At 69.6% G+C, this 17,397-nt stretch carries 17 protein-coding genes; 4 read left to right on the top strand and 13 right to left on the bottom strand.

Going from position 1 to position 17,397, the window contains the following annotated elements; genetic code table 11:
• Positions 1 to 66: 66 nt before the first annotated feature.
• The 3 genes from msrB to AC2YHJ_RS26160 form a co-directional block, all read right to left on the bottom strand.
• A complete protein-coding gene (msrB, locus tag AC2YHJ_RS26170) occupies positions 67 to 504 on the bottom strand; it encodes a peptide-methionine (R)-S-oxide reductase MsrB (RefSeq protein WP_487399129.1) in 438 nt (145 codons plus the stop codon).
• 154 nt (positions 505 to 658) lie between these two features.
• Positions 659 to 1,216 (bottom strand): peptide-methionine (S)-S-oxide reductase MsrA, encoded by a 558-nt coding sequence (msrA, locus tag AC2YHJ_RS26165; RefSeq protein ID WP_487399128.1) that lies wholly within the window; start codon positions 1,214 to 1,216, stop codon positions 659 to 661.
• Positions 1,217 to 1,265: 49 nt separating this feature from the next.
• Positions 1,266 to 5,618, bottom strand: coding sequence for a hypothetical protein (locus AC2YHJ_RS26160; RefSeq protein WP_487399127.1), 4,353 nt, complete (start codon positions 5,616 to 5,618; stop codon positions 1,266 to 1,268).
• 122 nt (positions 5,619 to 5,740) lie between these two features.
• Between AC2YHJ_RS26160 and AC2YHJ_RS26155 the strand changes: the two genes are divergently transcribed.
• Entirely contained in the window at positions 5,741 to 6,382 is a 642-nt protein-coding gene (locus tag AC2YHJ_RS26155) for an MBL fold metallo-hydrolase (protein WP_487399126.1), read from the top strand.
• Positions 6,379 to 7,626 (top strand): serine hydrolase domain-containing protein, encoded by a 1,248-nt coding sequence (locus AC2YHJ_RS26150; RefSeq protein ID WP_487399125.1) that lies wholly within the window; start codon positions 6,379 to 6,381, stop codon positions 7,624 to 7,626. Before AC2YHJ_RS26155 ends, AC2YHJ_RS26150 begins: the two co-directional genes overlap by 4 nt.
• Here AC2YHJ_RS26150 and AC2YHJ_RS26145 read toward each other — a convergent pair whose 3' ends face one another.
• Both AC2YHJ_RS26145 and AC2YHJ_RS26140 read right to left on the bottom strand, forming a co-directional pair.
• Complete coding sequence (locus tag AC2YHJ_RS26145) at positions 7,627 to 8,319, bottom strand: 2OG-Fe(II) oxygenase (protein WP_487399124.1); 693 nt, start codon at positions 8,317 to 8,319, stop codon at positions 7,627 to 7,629.
• Positions 8,316 to 8,597: a methylated-DNA--[protein]-cysteine S-methyltransferase gene (locus AC2YHJ_RS26140; protein ID WP_487399123.1), complete on the bottom strand. Its 282-nt coding sequence runs from the start codon at positions 8,595 to 8,597 to the stop codon at positions 8,316 to 8,318. The genes AC2YHJ_RS26145 and AC2YHJ_RS26140 overlap by 4 nt, the downstream gene beginning before the upstream one ends.
• Positions 8,598 to 8,716: 119 nt before the next feature.
• On the opposite strand from AC2YHJ_RS26140, the gene AC2YHJ_RS26135 reads away from it, so the two are divergent.
• Positions 8,717 to 9,049, top strand: coding sequence for a YdhR family protein (locus AC2YHJ_RS26135; protein ID WP_487399122.1), 333 nt, complete (start codon positions 8,717 to 8,719; stop codon positions 9,047 to 9,049).
• Between the two features lie 33 nt (positions 9,050 to 9,082).
• On the opposite strand, the gene AC2YHJ_RS26130 is transcribed toward AC2YHJ_RS26135, so the two are convergent.
• The 7 genes from AC2YHJ_RS26130 to AC2YHJ_RS26100 form a co-directional block, all read right to left on the bottom strand.
• A complete protein-coding gene (locus AC2YHJ_RS26130) occupies positions 9,083 to 9,601 on the bottom strand; it encodes a gluconokinase (protein WP_487399121.1) in 519 nt (172 codons plus the stop codon).
• Positions 9,598 to 10,581 (bottom strand): phosphogluconate dehydrogenase (NAD(+)-dependent, decarboxylating), encoded by a 984-nt coding sequence (gene gnd, locus AC2YHJ_RS26125; RefSeq protein WP_487399120.1) that lies wholly within the window; start codon positions 10,579 to 10,581, stop codon positions 9,598 to 9,600. Before gnd ends, AC2YHJ_RS26130 begins: the two co-directional genes overlap by 4 nt.
• A gap of 61 nt (positions 10,582 to 10,642) precedes the next feature.
• Positions 10,643 to 11,458, bottom strand: coding sequence for an ABC transporter permease (locus tag AC2YHJ_RS26120; RefSeq protein ID WP_487399119.1), 816 nt, complete (start codon positions 11,456 to 11,458; stop codon positions 10,643 to 10,645).
• Positions 11,459 to 12,307, bottom strand: a complete 849-nt coding sequence (locus tag AC2YHJ_RS26115; RefSeq protein ID WP_487399118.1) for an ABC transporter permease — start codon at positions 12,305 to 12,307, stop codon at positions 11,459 to 11,461.
• A 196-nt stretch (positions 12,308 to 12,503) separates the two neighbouring features.
• The gene (locus AC2YHJ_RS26110) at positions 12,504 to 13,784 is read right to left on the bottom strand and encodes an ABC transporter substrate-binding protein (protein ID WP_487399117.1); all 1,281 of its coding nucleotides are present in this window, start codon (positions 13,782 to 13,784) and stop codon (positions 12,504 to 12,506) included.
• Positions 13,785 to 13,834: 50 nt separating this feature from the next.
• Positions 13,835 to 14,872 carry an ABC transporter ATP-binding protein gene (locus AC2YHJ_RS26105; RefSeq protein ID WP_487399116.1) on the bottom strand — a complete coding sequence of 346 codons (1,038 nt, stop codon included), beginning with the start codon at positions 14,870 to 14,872 and terminating at the stop codon, positions 13,835 to 13,837.
• A gap of 218 nt (positions 14,873 to 15,090) precedes the next feature.
• On the bottom strand, positions 15,091 to 16,194 hold the full coding sequence (locus tag AC2YHJ_RS26100) for a serine hydrolase domain-containing protein (RefSeq protein WP_487399115.1): 1,104 nt from the start codon (positions 16,192 to 16,194) through the stop codon (positions 15,091 to 15,093).
• A gap of 115 nt (positions 16,195 to 16,309) precedes the next feature.
• Here AC2YHJ_RS26100 and AC2YHJ_RS26095 point away from each other — a divergent pair, with 115 nt between their 5' ends.
• Positions 16,310 to 16,984 (top strand): DsbA family oxidoreductase, encoded by a 675-nt coding sequence (locus tag AC2YHJ_RS26095; RefSeq protein WP_487399114.1) that lies wholly within the window; start codon positions 16,310 to 16,312, stop codon positions 16,982 to 16,984.
• A 25-nt stretch (positions 16,985 to 17,009) separates the two neighbouring features.
• Here AC2YHJ_RS26095 and AC2YHJ_RS26090 read toward each other — a convergent pair whose 3' ends face one another.
• Complete coding sequence (locus tag AC2YHJ_RS26090) at positions 17,010 to 17,204, bottom strand: hypothetical protein (RefSeq protein ID WP_487399113.1); 195 nt, start codon at positions 17,202 to 17,204, stop codon at positions 17,010 to 17,012.
• Positions 17,205 to 17,397 lie beyond the last annotated feature (193 nt).

The following is a 17,397-nucleotide window of genomic DNA, read 5'->3' as shown; positions in this document are numbered from 1 at the left end:
CCCGGTCACGGGTCCATGATCCGGATCAAGAACGCTCCCGCCGTGGTGGTAGAGCGGCCTGTTCATTCAACCAACTTCATCGCCATGGGGCTGGAAAGCCATGGCCACCCCATTCATGCAGAAGCGCTGCCCGGTCGGTGCCGGCCCGTCCGAAAAGACGTGGCCGAGATGGCCCCCGCACCGCGCGCAATGGACCTCGATCCGCGTCATGAGCAGGGAACGGTCGGTGGCGGTGCCGACGGCGCCCTCGATCGGCGCGAAGAAGGACGGCCAGCCGGTGCCGCTCTCATACTTGGTGCCCTGGTCGAACAGCGGTGAGCCGCAGCCGGCGCAGGTGAAGGTGCCGGCGCGCTTCTCGGCGTTGAGCGGCGAGGTGCCGGGTCGTTCGGTGCCGTGCTGGCGCAGCACGCGAAAGGCCTCGGGCGAAAGCGCCGCGCGCCATTCGGCGTCGGTGCGGGTATCGGGAAAGGTCTGGGCGGGCTTGGTGTCGCGCTTGAACAGCATCGGCGTGCCTTCCCTTCCATTTGGATTGCGTCGCGTCACGGCGCCCATCCTGCGCGCTCCGCCCGGCGCCAAGTCCCGGCATTCCAAAGGCCACTGGCCTCTGGTGGGGTGGTCTGGAGGGGCAAGGCCCCTCCAATTCCTGCCTTCCCCGGGCCTACGCTGCCGGCCGCTTCACGCGTTCCGCGAACACCTTGCGGAACTTCAGCACCTTCGGTGCCACCACGGCGCGGCAATAGCCGGACCACGGATTGCGGGCGAAGTAGTCGTGATGTTCGGGCTCGGCCGGCCAGAAGGGCACCTCCGGCAGGACCTCCGTCACCAGCGCCCCATCCCATATGCCGGCCTTCGCCACTTCCTCCATCACCGCCTGCGCGGTCGCCGCCTGGGCGTCGGAATGGGTGAAGATGACGGAACGGTATTGCGGCCCGACATCGGCGCCCTGCCGATCCTTGGTGGTGGGGTCGTGGATGGTGAAGAAAACGCGCAGCAGGTCGGCATAGGACAATTCGGCCGGGTCGAAGACCACGCGCACCACTTCCGCATGCCCGGTCTTCTTGCCGCAGACCTCCTCATAGGTCGGGTTTTCGACATGCCCACCGGCATAGCCGGACATCACCGAGACCACGCCGCGCAGTTCCTTGTACACGGCCTCGAGGCACCAGAAGCAGCCGCCGCCGAGGGTCGCGGCCTCATGTCCCGCCTGAGCGATCATTGCATTCTCCTTTGGTCGCGCTGTGCTTTCGCCATGTGGGGACGAAAGGTCACGCGAGGAAGACGAAATCACCCGCAAGCAGCGCCACCTTCGCCACCCCGGCCAGTTGCACGGAATCCCCCGAGGCCAGGTCAAGGATCGCCCCGCCAGCGCCCTGCCGGGTCGCGGCCATCAACGCCTCGAACCCCGAAAAGCCGAAGCCCTGCAGCAGGATGCGGTCCTGCCCGGGCGTGAAGTCCGCAACCGCATCCAGCCCCGATCCTGGCGCGAAGAAGAAGGCGTCGCGGCCCGCCTCGCCGAACAGGATGTCGGTGCCGCCCCCGCCCACCAGCGTGTCGTTGCCCTCCCGCCCCAGCAGCGTCTCGTCGCGGGCGGACCCGGTGACGCGGTTGGAGGCCGCATTGCCGATCCCGGTCGTCGCGCCGTCCAGGATCAGTTCCTCGACCTCGGCGGACAGGGTGAAGGAACCGCTGCCGCGGGCGATGACGCGGTCCCAGCCCTGGCCTGACTGTTCGACAACGCCGTCATTCGCCTGGGATGCGATGAAGGTGTCGTTGCCGAGCCCGCCATACATGACGTCGTAGCCGGCGCCACCGTCGAGCCAGTCATCCCCCGACCCGCCGCGCAGCACGTCGGTCGCGGTATCCTCACCGCCGAGCAGCGTGTCATTCCCGGCATCACCGTTGAGGTTGTCGCGCCCGGCCCCACCGTCCAGCGTGTCGTTGCCGTCGCCACCATAGGCGATGTCGTTACCGGCCTCGCCGAGGATACGGTCGTCACCGGCGCGGCCCTGCAACCGATCGGCACCGCCGCCGCCCCAGAGCGTGTCGTTGCCGTCCCGTCCGATCAGTAGGTTGGCGCCATCGTTGCCGACCATCCGGTCGTCGCCCGCGGTGCCGATGCCGAAGCGGTCCCCCGCGCCAGCGACCAGGACGAACCACTCCATATTGGCGCGCATGTACCAGGACGCCGTCGAGAAGACGCTGTCCTCTCCCGCACCGGCGGCCTCGAACACCACCTGATTCGACAGGCCGATCTCATAACGGTCATTGCCGGCGCCACCCCAGAGGCTGTCCACCCCGCCGCCGGCCACCAACCGGTCATTGCCCTCCCCGGCGTCCAGAACATCGGCATTCACGCCGCCCAGCAGCCAGTCATTGCCGGCGCCGCCGCGCAGCGTATTGAAGCCGGCCCCACCCGATAGCGTGTCATCGGCGCCGAAGCCGCTCAGGGAATCGAAGCCGGCGCCGCCATCGAGCCAATCCGGCGCCGTGCTGCCGGTGAGCGTATCTGCCATGGCGCTGCCGATCAGCACCTCGATGCCGGTCAACGTGTCGCCTGCGGCGGCGCCGGTGCCGTTGCCGGTAGCCAGAGATACCGAAATACGGCTTGCCGCCTCGGCATAGGAGACGGTGTCGCGCCCATCCCCGCCCCGCACCAGATCAGCACCACTGCCCGGTCGCAGCAGATCGCTGCCGGCCCCGCCATCAAGCGTATCGGCCCCGGCCCCGCCCTCCAGCGTGTCATCGCCGTCGCGGCCTTCGAGCCGGTCGGCGAAGCCACCGCCCGCCAGCCGGTTGCGCCCGGCGCCGCCGAACAGGGACACCGCGCTGCCGACCGCCGCAGCGTCCACGGCCTCGAAGCCGAGGGCGATGCCACCGCCGGCCACCTGATCGATCGCACTGTCCAGCGTGACCGAGACGGCGAAGGTCAGCACCAGCGTGTCGAAATCCTCCCCGCCATCCACGAAGGCGTCGGCCGGGTCGTACTCGACCATGTCGTCGCCCGACCCGGCATCGATGGAATCCGCCCCGCCGCCGCCGCCGATCAGGTCGGCGCCATCGCCGCCGGTGATGGTGTCCGCCCCCTCCCCGCCGCGCAGCGTATCGGCGCCGACGCCGCCATAGAGACGATCCGCGCCATCCCCGCCATCGAGGGCATCACGGCCATCCGAACCCCACAGGCTGTCCGCGCCCACGCCGCCCGAGACAGTGTTGCGGGCGAAGAACCCATCCACCTCTTGGATGGCGGGGCCTTCGACGAAGATCTCGTCATCGCCGTCCCCGCCCTCCATCCAATCATTGCCGGCACCGCCCCAGAGCTGATCCGCCCCGCCGCCGCCGAGCAGCGTGTCGTTGCCCTCCCCGCCCACCAGCCGGTCGGTGCCGCCCTGGCCAACCAGGCGATCCGCGCCATCCAGGCCGAAGATCTCCTGCCCGCCCGGGGCGGCAACCAGCGTGTCGGCAGCGGCGGTGCCGACCAGCACCCGGAAGGTGCCATCGGCGAAGGCCTGCGGCGTCAGCGCCACCGCGCTCGCCGGCCCGGCGGTGGCGCCGAGGCGGATCACCGCGTCATCGATGTCGAGCAGCAGGTCCTGGTCGAGATCGATGACGAACCAGCCGCCCGCCGGGGCGCCGCCCGCGACCGCCGGGATCCAGAAAGCCTGGTAGTAGCCCGGCCCGATCCCGCCGCCCGGCAGCACCTGGCCGTAGCCGGCGCCCGTGGCGAGGTCCCGCGCCGCCAGCGTCCCACGCCAGACCAGCGGCCCAAGCCCCTGCACCCCGGCCGCCATCCCGCCGGACAGGCCGAGCGAGAGCCGGTCCCCCGCCGCGGCATCGAAATCGAGGATCCAATCCGGCGCGGCACCCGTCGCGTCCCCCAGCCCGGGGGTGGAGAGGTCGATGAGGAAGAGATCCGCCCCCGCCCCGCCGGTCATGACGTCGCCGCCCGGACCGCCGATCAGCGTATCGGCGCCATCCCCGCCATCGACCGTATCGTTGCCCGCGCCGCCATAGGCGATGTCATCGCCCGGCCCGCCGGACAGGCTGTCCGCGCCCTCATCAGCCCAGAGCAGGTCGTTGCCGTCGTCACCACGGAGCGTATCGAGACCAAGCCCGCCGAACAGCATGTCCGGCGAGGCCCCGCCGATCAGCAGGTTGCGATCCTCGGCAGCCTCGGTCTCGGGGGCATGGGGGTCGGCGGCGTAGAGCGTGTCCCAGCCATCGCCGCCATCGAGCCAGTCGCTGCCCGGTCCGCCGCGCAATTCGTCGGCGAGGTCGCCACCGGACAGGGAATCGTTGCCGAGCCCGCCCTCCAGCCAATCGACGCCGTCGCCGCCCGACAGGCTGTCATCGCCCGCCTCGCCCCAGAAGGCATCGTCGGTCGCAGCCCGCCCGGCGAGCACGTCATTGCCCTCGCCGCCAAACATGCCACTGAATTCGGTGGCGAAGTCGGCGGCGTCGAGCATCGTCGCCGCATCGCCCGCCGGCAATGCGATGCGCAGCAGCAGGTCGGCCGCGCCGAAGCGGCCATCATCGTCGAGATCGACCCAAACCTCGAAGCGCCAAGCCTCGCCATCTACCAGGCGCCAGAGCACATCGACGAAGCCGTCACCGACCCGCGCGGGGTCGAGCTGGAGGCCGGATTCCGCATAGCCCTCGAAGGCGAAGTCGGCGGCGGTCACGTGGAAGGCGATGATGCGCCAGACCACCATCGCACCCGGCAGCAGGATGCGGTCGCCGCCCGCCACGCCGGCACCCTCGAAATCCACGATCAGATCGGGGGTGGCGGGCGGACTTTGCGGCGCATCGATGCGGTCGAAGATGAAGACGTCATCGCCCGGCCCGCCGGTCAGCCGGTCGACGCCGGCCCCGCCCTCGAGGCTGTCATCGCCCCAGCCGCCGGCCAGCGTGTCGTCCCCCGCCCCGCCTGCGATGCTGTCGGCGCGGAAGCCGCCGGTCAGCATGTCATCGCCCGCCCCGCCGAGCAGCGCGACTCCGACCGAACCGACCCCCGCGGCACTGACCACCGCTGCGGAGCCGATCCCCTGCCGCATCGCATCCACGGTGAAGACGGCGCCGGGTTCGGGCGTCGCGGTGGCGGCGGTGGCATCGTCCAATACCAGGGCGATGTTGCCGTCGCGCAGTTCGATGAACTCGATCCCGATGACGGTGGCGGCGGCCAGCGTGACGGACAGCGTGCCGGAGACGGCCAGCCGGTCGGCCGTGCCGGCGCCGCCATCCAGCCTGTCATCGGCGTCGAGCGCGCTGCCGGCCTCGATATAGTCGTCCCCGGCGCCGCCGAGGATGCTGTCCGCCCCGGCGCGATCCGCCGCGAACCAGTCATTCCCGGCGCTACCGTTGCGCAGGCTGCTGGTGATGGAATCGAGCAGCAGGATGCTGCCGTCCTGGAACACCAGGTTGCCCGGGTTCAGCCCGGCGCCGCCGAGGCTGATGCTGGTCAGGCGCAGAACCTCTCCAGCCGCCATGACCAGCAGATCGGACCCGCTGACGGAAAAGCGCAGCGATGCGGCGGCGATGGCCGGCCCGAAGACGAGTTGGTCCTGCGAGGGCACGAAGCTGAGGCTGCCGCCGGCGACATCGGCGAAGGCGTAGATGGTCATCGCATCCTGCGATCCCTGATGCCGCAGGTAAGCCGGCGATGCCTCAACGATCGGTTAACGACCCGTCCAACCGGTCCGGCCCCCGCCTTGCCGCCCCGCGCCCGCCACGCCAAGGTCAGGCCATGAGCATTGCCGCCGCCATCATCCCGGTCACCCCCTTCCAGCAGAACTGCACCCTGGTATGGGATGACGAGACGAAGGAAGGCGTCGTCGTCGATCCCGGCGGCGATGCCGACCGCATCCAGGAGGCGATCCAGCAGGCCGGCATCAAGGTGCAGCGCATCCTGCTGACGCATGGACATCTCGACCACGCCGGCGCAGCGGCGGAACTGGCCGAGGCGCTCGCCGTGCCGATCGAAGGCCCACACCGCGCCGATGCCTTCCTGCTCGACGGGCTGCCGGCGCAGGGCGCGAAATACGGGATGGACTGCCGCCCGGTCACGCCCGATCGCTGGCTGGAGGAAGGCGAGACCGTCGATATCGCCGGGCAGGAATTCGCCGTGCTGCACTGCCCTGGGCACACGCCGGGACATCTGGTGTTCGTCTCCACCGCGCTCGGCTTCGCGCTGGTGGGCGACGTGCTGTTCCAGGGTTCGGTCGGGCGGACGGATTTCCCCTATGGCGACCATGCGGCGCTGATCTCGGCGATCCGGGAGAAGCTGTTCCCGCTCGGCGACGACATCCAGTTCATCTGCGGCCACGGGCCGGGTTCCACCTTCGGCGCCGAACGGCGCTCCAACCCCTATGCGGGAGACGGCGCATGACCACCAACCAGGGCATCATCCAGGCCGAGATCCCCACCATTCCCGCGGCGCGGCCGGAGGCGGTGGGCATGTCCTCCGCACGGCTCGCCCGCATCCGCCCGGCGCTGGAACGCGAGGTGGCGGAAGGCCGCTTCCCCGGCGGCGTGGTGGCGATCGCGCGCGGCGGCCGCCTCGTGCATCTCGAGGCCGTCGGATATCTCGATGCCGCGGCGAAGGTGCCAATGCGCGCGGATGCGATGTTCGCCATCGCGTCCATGACCAAGCCGGGGTGCGGTGTCGCCGCCCTGTCGTTGGTCGAGGAAGGCCGGCTGCTGCTGTCCGACCCGGTCGGTGCCTATGTGCCGCCGCTGATGACGATGCAGGTGGCGAAGCCGACACCGGGCATGCTGTCCGGCGAAGGCCCGATCGAGACCGAGCCGCAGCGTCGGCCGATGACCGTGCAGGACGCGGCGCGCCACACCACCGGCTTCGTCTATGGCGGCTTCGGCGCGACGGCGGTGCATGCGGCGCATCCTGGCTCCTCGCTGACCGTCGCGAAGGAGCACGACCCGCAGAGCCTGGCGAAGGCGCTGGCTGCGACGCCACTGCGCCACCATCCGGGCGAGGCCTGGGAATACGGCTTCTCGACCGATGTGCTCGGCCTGGTGACCCAGGCCGTGGGCGGTGCCTCCCTCGGCACCGTCATGCGGGATCGCATCTTCGCCCCGCTCGGCATGAACGAGACCGGCTATGTGCTGCCCGAGGGCGGCGCGGCGCGCTTCGCCAAGGCGCTGCCGAACTGCCCATTGACCGGCAATCCGCAATCCGTCGCCGCGCCGCTTGCGCCGCCAAAGCTGGAAGTGGGCGGCGCCGGGCTGGTCTCCACCGCCGCGGACTACCTGCGGTTTGCGGAGATGCTGCGCGCGGGTGGCACGCTCGGCGGCGAGCGCGTGCTGTCGCCCGCGACGGTGCGCTGGATGGGCTCGGACCACCTGCAGGGCATCGAGGGCGGGCCGGACCGGATGGATCCCGGCCTCAAGGGCTATGGCTTCGGGTTGACCGTCGCGGTGCGCAGGAACCCCGGCGGGTCGGCCTTCATGGGTGCGCCGGGCGCCTTCGGCTGGTCGGGGGTGTTCGGCACCTACTTCTGGGTGGACCCGGCGGAACGGCTGGCCGTGGTGCTGATGGCGCATGCACCGGGCGAGATGCGGCTGCGCTACCGCAGACTGATCAATATGCTGACCTACCAGGCGATCGAGGGTTGATCACGCCGCATCGTGGAAGATGACGCCGAGCGTGTGCCGCCGGCCGCTGCGGATGCGGCTGACGCCGTGGCGGAGGTTCACGCGATAGGTGCCGCGCGTGCCCTGCACGGGGCGGTGATGCACGGCGAAGATCACGCCTTCGCCCTGGATGAGCGGCACCACCTCGGCACGCGACTGCATGCGCGGGCGCTGTTCGGTCAGGACGAACTCCCCACCGGTGAAGTCGCGCCCGGGTGCCGAGAGCAGCACCGCCACCTGCAGCGGGAAGACATGCTCGCCGTACAGGTCCTGGTGCAGGCAGTTGTAGTCGCCGGCGCCGTAGCGCAGCAGCAATGGCGTCGGGCGCGTCTGCCCCGCGTCATGGCAGCGCGCGAGGAAGGCCGCGTGGTCGGACGGGAAGCGCGGTGCGAGGCCCATCGCCTCGTTCCAGCGATTGGCGATCGGGGCGAGGTGCGGCCAGAAACCCATGCGCAGCGCGGCGACGGGGTCGGGCAAGGGGTTGGCGAAGTATTTGTACTCGCCACGCCCGAAGCCGTGACGAGCCATGACGATGCGGCTGCGAAAGCCGTCTTCGTGGTCATACAGCGCGGCGAGTTCCGCACAGGCCGCGGCATCCAGCAGCGGGCCGGTGGTGGCACAGCCGAAGGCGTCCAGTTCCGCGCCGATCCGCGCCCAGTCGAGTGCCGCGATCACAGCGTGCCCTCCCGCGCCAGCAGCGCCCGCTTGCGCGCAGCACCCCAGCGCCAGCCTCCGCTGCCGCCGGCAGCCGGCACGACGCGGTGGCAGGGCACCAGCAGCGCGACCGGATTGGCCGCGCAGGCCCGCGCCACCGCGCGTGCCGCGCCGGGCCGGCCGATGCGGGCGGCGACCTGGCTGTAGGTTTCCGTCCGGCCGGGCGGGATCTCGCGCAGCGCGGTCCAGACAGCGCGCTGGAAGGGCGTTCCGCGCAGATCGAGGGGGATGCTTGGCATGGCGTGTCTCCGTTCCGGCCCCTGTCATCGCAGGATCGGCGCGCCGGCGCCTTCCGCCTGTTGCGCCGGCCTGCCCGGGGGCGCAGACTCCGCGCAACGACCCCAGGAGGAACCGCACCATGATGATCGTCCAGGTCAACTACACGCGCCCGGAAATGCCCAAGGCAGAATGGGAAGCGCGCTACACGGACGACCGTGCGAAGCAGTTCCTCGCCGTGCCGGGGCTGCAATGGAAGATCTGGCTGGACGGGGAGGAGGAGCGCCGCGCCGGCGGCATCTACCTGTTCGACAGCCGGGCCTCGGCCGAGGCCTATGTGAACGGCCCGATCGTCGCGCGGATGAAGGCCAATCCCGACATCACCGATCTGCAGATCCGCATCTTCGACGTGCGGGAACGGATGAGCGCCATTACTCACGCCCCGGTGCCGGGCCTGGCGATGGCGGCGGAGTAACGCCGAGGACGCCGGCTGCCGCGCCGTCGCTGATCACGAAAGGTCGCCGCGGCGGCGCAATGCGGCGATCGCGCGGGCGACGATCGCGGGCGGTTCGGGATCAACCTCGAGGTCGATCACATCCACCTCGGTATCCGGCGGTTCCAACGTGGCGAACTGGCTAGCGAGCAGTGAGACCGGCATGAAATGGCCGACCCGCGCGGCCTGGCGCGCCATGATGAGTTCCGGCGTGCCGGTCAGGTGCAGGAAGCGGATATCCGCTTGCCCGTCGCGCAACACGTCACGATAGACGCGCTTCAGCGCGGAGCAGCCGATGATCACCGGCGTGCCCGCCGTCCGTGCCATTGCGATGCGCGCGGCGATGGCGCCGAGCCAGGGCCAACGATCCCCATCAGTCAGCGGCGTGCCGGCAGACATCTTCGCGACGTTGGATGGCGGATGGAAGGTGTCGCCATCCTCGAACACCCAGCCGAGTGCGTCGGCCAGCAACCGGCCGATCGTGGATTTGCCGCAGCCGGACACGCCCATCACCACGATGGCGGCAGGGGTCATGCCTTCTTCGGTTCCAGATGCCCGCCGAAGCCGGCGCGCATGGCCGACAGCGCCTTGCCGGCAAAGCGCGCCTCGTCGCGGGAAGCGAAGCGCGCATAGAGCGCGGCGGTCAGCACCGGCGTCGGCACGGCGGTCTCGACGGCCTGCTGCACGGTCCAGCGGCCCTCCCCGGAATCGCCGACGGTACCGGCGTATTTCGCCAGGGCGGGGTCCTCGGCGAGTGCCGACGCCGTCAGGTCGAGCAGCCAGGAGGTGATGACCGAGCCGCGCCGCCAGACCTCGGTCACATCGGCGAGATCGATGGTGAGGCGATGGTCCTCCGGCAAGGCCGGGCTGTCAGCGGCGCGCAGCAGGTCGAGGCCCTCGGCCAGCGCCTGCATCATCCCGTATTCGATGCCATTATGGACCATCTTCACGAGATGCCCGGCGCCATGGCCGCCGCAATGCAGCCAGCCGCGCTCGACGTTCTCCGCGCGGCCGTCGCGGCGCGGCGTTGCGGGGATGTCGCCACGGCCAGGCGCGAGCGCGTCGAAGATCGGCGCGAGGCGCGCGACCGGCTCGGCATCGCCGCCGATCATCAGGCAATAGCCGCGCTCCAACCCCCAGACGCCGCCGGAGGTGCCGATATCGAGATAGTGGATGCCGTCCGGGCGGAATTCCTCGGCGCGGCGGACATCGTCCTTCCAATGAGTGTTGCCGCCATCGATGGCGATGTCCCCGGGGACCAGCAGGTCGCCCAGCGCGGCGATGGCGTGTTCGGTCGGTTCGCCATGCGGCAGCATGACCCAGACGGCGCGCGGCGCGGCCAGGCCAGCGACAAGGCCGGCGAGGTCGGCGGCCGGCACCGCGCCATCCGCCGCGACGCCGGCGATGGCCGCCCCATCCTGGTCCCAGACCACGCAGCGATGCCCGGCGCGCATCAGGCGCCGCGCGATATTGGCGCCCATGCGCCCGAGGCCGACGATTCCGATCTCCGCCATGGGCCCTTTCCCCCTGCCCCGTGATGCTGGCCCGAGCAGGGGGTGCGGCGCAACGGGCGGTTCAACGCCCCTCGCGCCGGCGGCGCAGTAGCAGCATCCCGCCCAGGGCGGCGCCGATGACCAGGAAGGACACGCCGGTCGTCACCGTGCCCAGCGCGAAGAGCACCGGCGTCGTGACATTGGTGGTCATGCCGTAGATCTCGAGCGGCAAGGTGTTGAAGGTGCCGGCGGTGTACAGGCTGCGGGCGAATTCGTCATAGGACAAGGTGAAGCCGAACAGCCCGACGCCGATCAGCGACGGCAGCAGGATCGGCACCACCACGTGCCGGATGGTCTGCCAGGGTGTGGCGCCGAGGTCGCGCGCCGCTTCCTCATAGGCCGGGGAGAAGCGGTTGAAGACGGCGAACATGATCAGCAGGCCGAAGGGCAGCGTCCATGTCAGATGCGCCCCGAGACCCGAGGACCACCAGGCCGCATCCACCCCCATCAGCCGGAACATCAGCCCGATGCCGAGCGAGACGAGCACCGAGGGCACGATGAGGCTTGCCACCGCCAGGTAGAACAGTGCCGTCGATCCGGGAAAGCGCCGGCGGAAGGCGAGGCCCGCCATGAAGGAGGCGATCACGGTGATGACGGTCACGATCAGGCCGAGGATCATCGAGCGCGTGAAGGACCCGCCGAAATCGCCGACCATCTGCGTCTCGAACAGGTTGCGAAACCAGTGCGTCGAGACGCCGCGCATCGGGAAGGTCAGCCCGCCTTCCGGCCCTTGGAAGGACAGCACGACGATGGTGATGGTCGGGCCATAGAGAAACAGCACGAACAGGCCGAAGAAGGCGGCAAGCGGCCAGAAGGCACGCGAGCGTTCGCCGCGCATCTACAGCTCCTTCCGGATGTCGACGACGCGCAGCATGGCCGCAATCATCAGCAGCACGACGACCAGCAACACGACGGCGTTGGCCGCCGCCGCCGGGTATTGCAGCAGCGACATGGCGTTGACCATCATCAGCCCGACCGAGGCGGATTGACCGCCGCTCATCAGCCGCACCGTCACGAAATCCCCCATCACAACAGCGACGACGAGGATCGATCCGATGGCGATGCCCGGGCGCGCGAGCGGGATGACGACGTTGCGCAGCACCTGCCATTCGCTGGCACCCGCATCGCGCGCCGCTTCCACCAGCGACCGGTCGATGCGGACCATGGAATTGAAGATCGGGACCACCATGAACAACGCGTAGAGGTGCACATAGGCCAGCACCACCGCGAAGTCCGAGAACAACAGGAACTCCAGCGGCTGGTCGATCGCGCCCACCGACAGCAGCGCCTGGTTGAGCAGGCCGTTCCTGCCCAGGAAGGGGATCCAGGAGATCATGCGGATGACGTTGGAGGTCCAGAACGGGATGGTGCAGACCAGGAACAGCACCGTCTGCATCATCGGCGACGCCACGTGGAAGGCGAGGAAATAGGCCACGGTGAAGCCGATCGCGAGGCACAGCGCCCAGGTGATGGCGGCGAATTTCAGCGTCTGGAGATAGGTCTTCCAGGTGATCGGCGAGAGCAGCAGTTCCTCGTAGTTGGTCCAGACGAAGGCGGGGAACATGCGCACGCTGTCGTAGTCGAAGAAGGAGACGACGATGATCGTCCCGATCGGCACGATCAGGAAGGCGGCGAGGATCAGCGCGAGCGGTGAGGCGAGCAGCACGCCGGACCAGCGGCGTGTCATGGGCGCGTCCTTGGAGGGGCTTTGCCCCTCCAAACCACCCCACCAAAGTGCAGTGCACTTTGGAATGCCATCAACTGGCGCCCTGCGCCCTGGGCAGGATCAGCGCCAAAAAACGGCATTCCAAATGACACTGTCATTTGGCGGGGGAGGCCCGGAGGGGGCGGCGCCCCCTCCGTTCCGGCAGTCACCACCGGCATCACGATGCGATAAATTGATTCCACTTCTGGACCATGTAGCGGTCCTCATCCATCACCGCGTTCCAGCAGGCGACGGCCCCCATGCGCTGCTCGAAGGACCCGCCGTCGCGCACCGCGCCGGCGCGTTCCATCACCTGGCCCTGCGGGTTCTTGATCTCGCCCTGGGCCGGCTTGCCTTCCATCCAGTAGCCCCATTCATCGGCGGACATATGCTGGCGCGCGGTCTCCAGCACCGCCGAGTAGTAGCCCTGCCGGTTGAGGTAGGCGCCGACCCAGCCCGACAGATACCAGTTCACATACTCATAGGCGGCATCGAGCTGCAGCCCGCGCAGATGCTTCGCGAGCGCCAGCCCGCCGCCCCAGGCGCGATAGCCGTCGGCGAGCGGCTGATAGACGCAGGGAATGCCGCGCGACCGCACCGCGGTCACCGCCGGCGACCACATGGATTGGATGACGACCTCGCCCGAGGCCATCAGGTTCACGCTCTCGTCGAAGGTCTTCCAGAAGGCGCGGAACTGGCCGGAGCGCTTGGCAGCGATCAGGAAGTCGATGGTCTTGTCGATCTCCGCACGGGTCATGTTGCCCTTGTCGCCATAGCGGAGCACACCCGCGCTCTCGCAGATCATCGCCGCATCCATGATGCCGATGGACGGGATGTTCAGGATGGATGCCCTGCCCCGGAAGGCGGGGTCCATGATGTCCTTCCAGTTGGTGATCGGCCGGCCCACGAGGTCGGGGCGGATGCCGAGCGTGTCCGCGTTGTAGATCGTCGGGATCATCGTGTACCACTGGGTCGGCGTCGCGCTGAAGCGCGTGCCGGTGGGGCCTTCCACGAAACTGACGGTGCTCGGCGCCGTGCCCTGGGCGATGACGCTGTCCGGGCGCAACTTCCCGGTGGTGAAGATCGGCACGATCTTGTCGAACAGCCGGATCTTCGATGTGTCCATCGGCTGCAGGACGCCGGCGGGAAACACCTTCTTGCAGATCCAGTATTCGATGTCGGCGACGTCGTAGGAATTCGGCTGCGTCACCGCGCGCTGCGTCACCGCGTCGGAATCGAGCGCGGTCATCTGCAGCGTGATGCCGAGGTCTTCCTTGCACTTCTCGGCGATGGCGTTCTGGTTCGACACGCCGGTGCCGAACTGGCGCAGCACCACGTTGCGGATGTTCTGCGCCCAGATGGTCGGGAAGCCGGTCACGGCCCCGGACCCGATCGCACCTCCGGCGGCGGCGGCCAGCAACCTGCGCCGCGCGATGCCCTTCCTCTGCGTCTCGACCATGGCAGTCTCCCTTCGGTTGGTCGCGGCGGCGCGTGGCCGTCGCGTGGGTGTCACACGATCCCGTGCATGTCCTCGGCCTTCCAGCCGAGGGCGACGCTTTCACCCGGATGCACCGGGTCGGCGAAGAAGGCGGCTTCCGGCAGCACGGCCGACAGCGGGTCGAGCCCGTCCACCGCGAGCCCCACCGCGACGGTGGCACCGAGATATTCGACCGAGCGCACCGTGCCGAGCAGCGGCAGCGCAGCACCCGGCCTTGCCAGCACCATCCGGTCGGCGCGCACGGCCACATGGCGCGCGGCCGCCGGCAACGCCGGGACCGCCACGCCATTGCCGAGGGCGCCGCCGCCCGAAGCCAGCGCGATCACATTGTGCCCGCCGATGAAGCGCGCGACGAAGGCGGTGGCGGGGTGGTTGAAGACCTCGCGCGCCGTCGCGGCCTGTTCGATGCGGCCGTGATTCATCACCACCACCAGGTCGGCGAGCGCCATCGCCTCGTCCTGGCTGTGCGTCACATGGATGAAGGAGATGCCGAGCCGCGTCTGCAGCGACTTCAGCTCCTCCCGCATGCGGACGCGCAGGAAGGGGTCAAGCGCGGAAAGCGGTTCATCCAGCAGCAGCACGGACGGATCGGTGATCAGCGCGCGGGCGAGTGCCACACGCTGCTGCTGCCCGCCCGACAATTGCGCCGGCAGGCGGTCGGCGTAGGACGTCATCTCGACGCGGGCGAGCATTTCGGCCGCGCGCGTGCGCCGTTCCGTCCTGCTGACGCCGCGCATCTTCAGGCTGAAGGCGACGTTGTCGAGGCAGGAGAGATGCGGGAACAGCGCATAGGACTGGAACATCATCGCCGTGCCGCGACGCGCCGGGGGCAGGTCGGTGATGTTCTCCGCGCCGAGCAGGATGTCGCCCTCGGTGGCGGTCTCATGCCCCGCGATCATGCGCAGGGTGGAGGTCTTGCCGCAGCCGGACGGGCCGAGCAGGCAGCAATAGGTGCCGGCGGGAATGCGCAGCCCGATGCCATCCACCGCCGTGACCGCGCCGTAGCGCTTCGTCAGGGCGACGAGCTCGATCTCCGCGGATGTGGCCATGCGACGCGCGCCCTGCTCCCTGCCGGACCCGGTTGCGGCGAGGCAACCGAGCCGTGCAAGGGCAGCAATCACTGTGCCACCAGGACGGCGCGGTGGGGCATGCGGCGGGCGGGACGGCATTCCCCCAGGCAACGCGCGCATTGCCCGGAAAACAAGCAAAATGCCGTCGGACTGCGCCGGATCAGGACGGCGGAGGGGACAACGCCCCTCCGCGGCGATCAGGCGCGCAGCGCGCCCATCACCCGTTCGACGAAGCCGGCCGCCCCGTCCTTCGCGGTCCAGCGTAGCACGGCGACGATGCCGGTGCTGGGGTCCACCCAGGTCAGGTTGCCGCCGGCCCCGCTGGCGAAGAAGGCATCCGGCGCGGCCGCCGGGTAGCGCACCCGCCCGGTGTTGAGCCACCACAGGAAGCCATACTGCGCATTCAGCGCGCAGGGCGTGACCGAGGCCGTGAACCAGGCTTCCGGCAGCACCTGCCGCCCCGCCCACTGGCCGCGATTGAGCGCGAGCATCCCGATCCGCGCCTGGTCTTCCGCATGGATCGACATGCCGCCGCCCCAATGCGTGCCGCCCGGCACGGATTGCGTGCGCCCCCCGTCCGGAAGATCGACCCAGGAGGTGCGGTAGCCATCCCAGCGCCAATCGGCGGAGGCCCCGATCGGGCCCAGGATGCGCTCGCCGAACACCTCCGGCAGCGGCCGGCCGAAGCGGCGCAGCAGCGCCAGCGACAGCCGGTTCACCCGGATGTCGTTGTATTCCCAATGGGTCCCCGCAGGCTGCAGGGCGCGCTGGCCCTTCTTCCCCTGCCCCTCGGCACCCAGGTCCCGGCCGCGGTCGATCGAATCCGCCTTGCCGAACAGCGTGCCTTCCCATTCCGAGGTATTGGTCAGCAGCATCCGCCAGGTGATCGGCGCGTTCTGCGCGCTGTCGAAGCCGCCATCATCCACCGTCTCGCGCACCGGGCGGTCGATGTCGGCGATCAGGCCATCGGCCACCGCCACGCCCGCCAGCAGGGAAAGATAGGATTTCGCCGCGCTGAAGGTCTGGCTGACCGCCCGCGTGTCGCCCCAGCGCGCCACCACCACGCCATGGCGCGTGACCAGCCCCGCAGGGGCGCTGCGCGGCCACAGAGGGCCGAGGATCTCGTTGTTCGGCGGCGGCTCGAAGAAGCCGCGCCCGAGATGGCCTGCGAGGTCATAGGGCCAGTCGATCTCATGCGCCTCGGCGAAGGCGACGGCCTCGGCCAGTTTCGCGGCATCGAAGCCGAGCGCGGCGGGCGTGGCCTCCGGCCAGGGGGCGGGATGGGCGGCGGGGAAGGTCATGGATGTCATCGCGGCGGACCATGCCCGCAAGCCGGACGCGGTCAAGGGGCAGGCTTGTTCCACCGCCGCACCGCCCCCATCCTCGGATCGAACGAAAGACCCGAGGAACCCCGCCATGGAACCCGCCCCCGCGCCCGCCGGACGGCTCGAAATCGTCTCCGACGCCATCTGTCCGTGGTGCTGGATCGGCAAGGCGCATCTGGACCGCGCGCTGGCGATGCTCGCCGAGGATGGGCTGACCTTCGAGATCGGCTGGCTGCCCTACCAGTTGAATCCGGACATGCCTGCGGCCGGTATCGATCGCGCGGCCTATCGGGCGCAGAAGTTCGGCTCGCTGGAGCGCTCGGCGGAGTTGGACGCGCAGGTCGCCGATGCCGGGCGCATCGCTGGCCTGGCCTTCCGCCACGACCTGATGCTCCGCACGCCGAACACGGTGGAGGCCCATCGCCTGGTCCGCCTCGCCCGCCCATCCGGCCTGCAGCATGCGGTGATGGGCCGGGTCTTCCGCGCCTATTTCCAGGAAGGCGCGGATATCGGCGAGCCGACGGTGCTGGCGCGACTCGGCACCGAGGCCGGGCTCGACGAGGAGGCGATTGCCCTCTTCCTGGCCGGCGAGGTGGCGCGGAGCGAGGTCGTGACGGAATCCCGTGCCCTGTCGCAGGCCGGCATCAACGGCGTGCCGTCCTTCCTGCTCGACCGGCACCTGCTGTTCTCCGGCGCCATGCCGGCGGAACGCATGGCGGAGGCGTTCCGTCAGGCCGTGGCGATCCTGCGCAACCGCGCAGCCTGAACTAGGCCGGGGCGCGCCCCGCCCGTCAGACCCCCGCCCAGAGGGCGAGTTCGGCCATCGCCCAGGCCAGGGCGAGGAAACCCGTGAAGTCGCGCATCGCCCGGCGGGCGATGTGGCGTGGTGCCTTGGCCGGCACGAAGCGGATGACCGGGGCCACGCGCACCACCATCGGCAATGGCGGGATGGCCAGGGAGGGATCGATCGGGTGGAGCGTTCTCATGCGACGATAAGAACAAAACCAGAACATGAATGCAAGCCCATCCCGAAGCCTTTCGCATCGACACCGCCGACAGGCTTGTGCAGGCGCCCCGCCGCCGCCGAGAATGCAACGACCGGATACCGGAGGACCGCCCCGTATGACCGATACCAAGGAAGGCCGCCTGGCGCGGCGCATGCTGATGGTTCGCGCGGCC

The organism is Roseomonas sp. SRI_022, from assembly GCF_057586215.1.
Note: the sequence above shows the minus strand (reverse complement) of the source record. Positions and strands in the feature narration are given on the sequence as shown.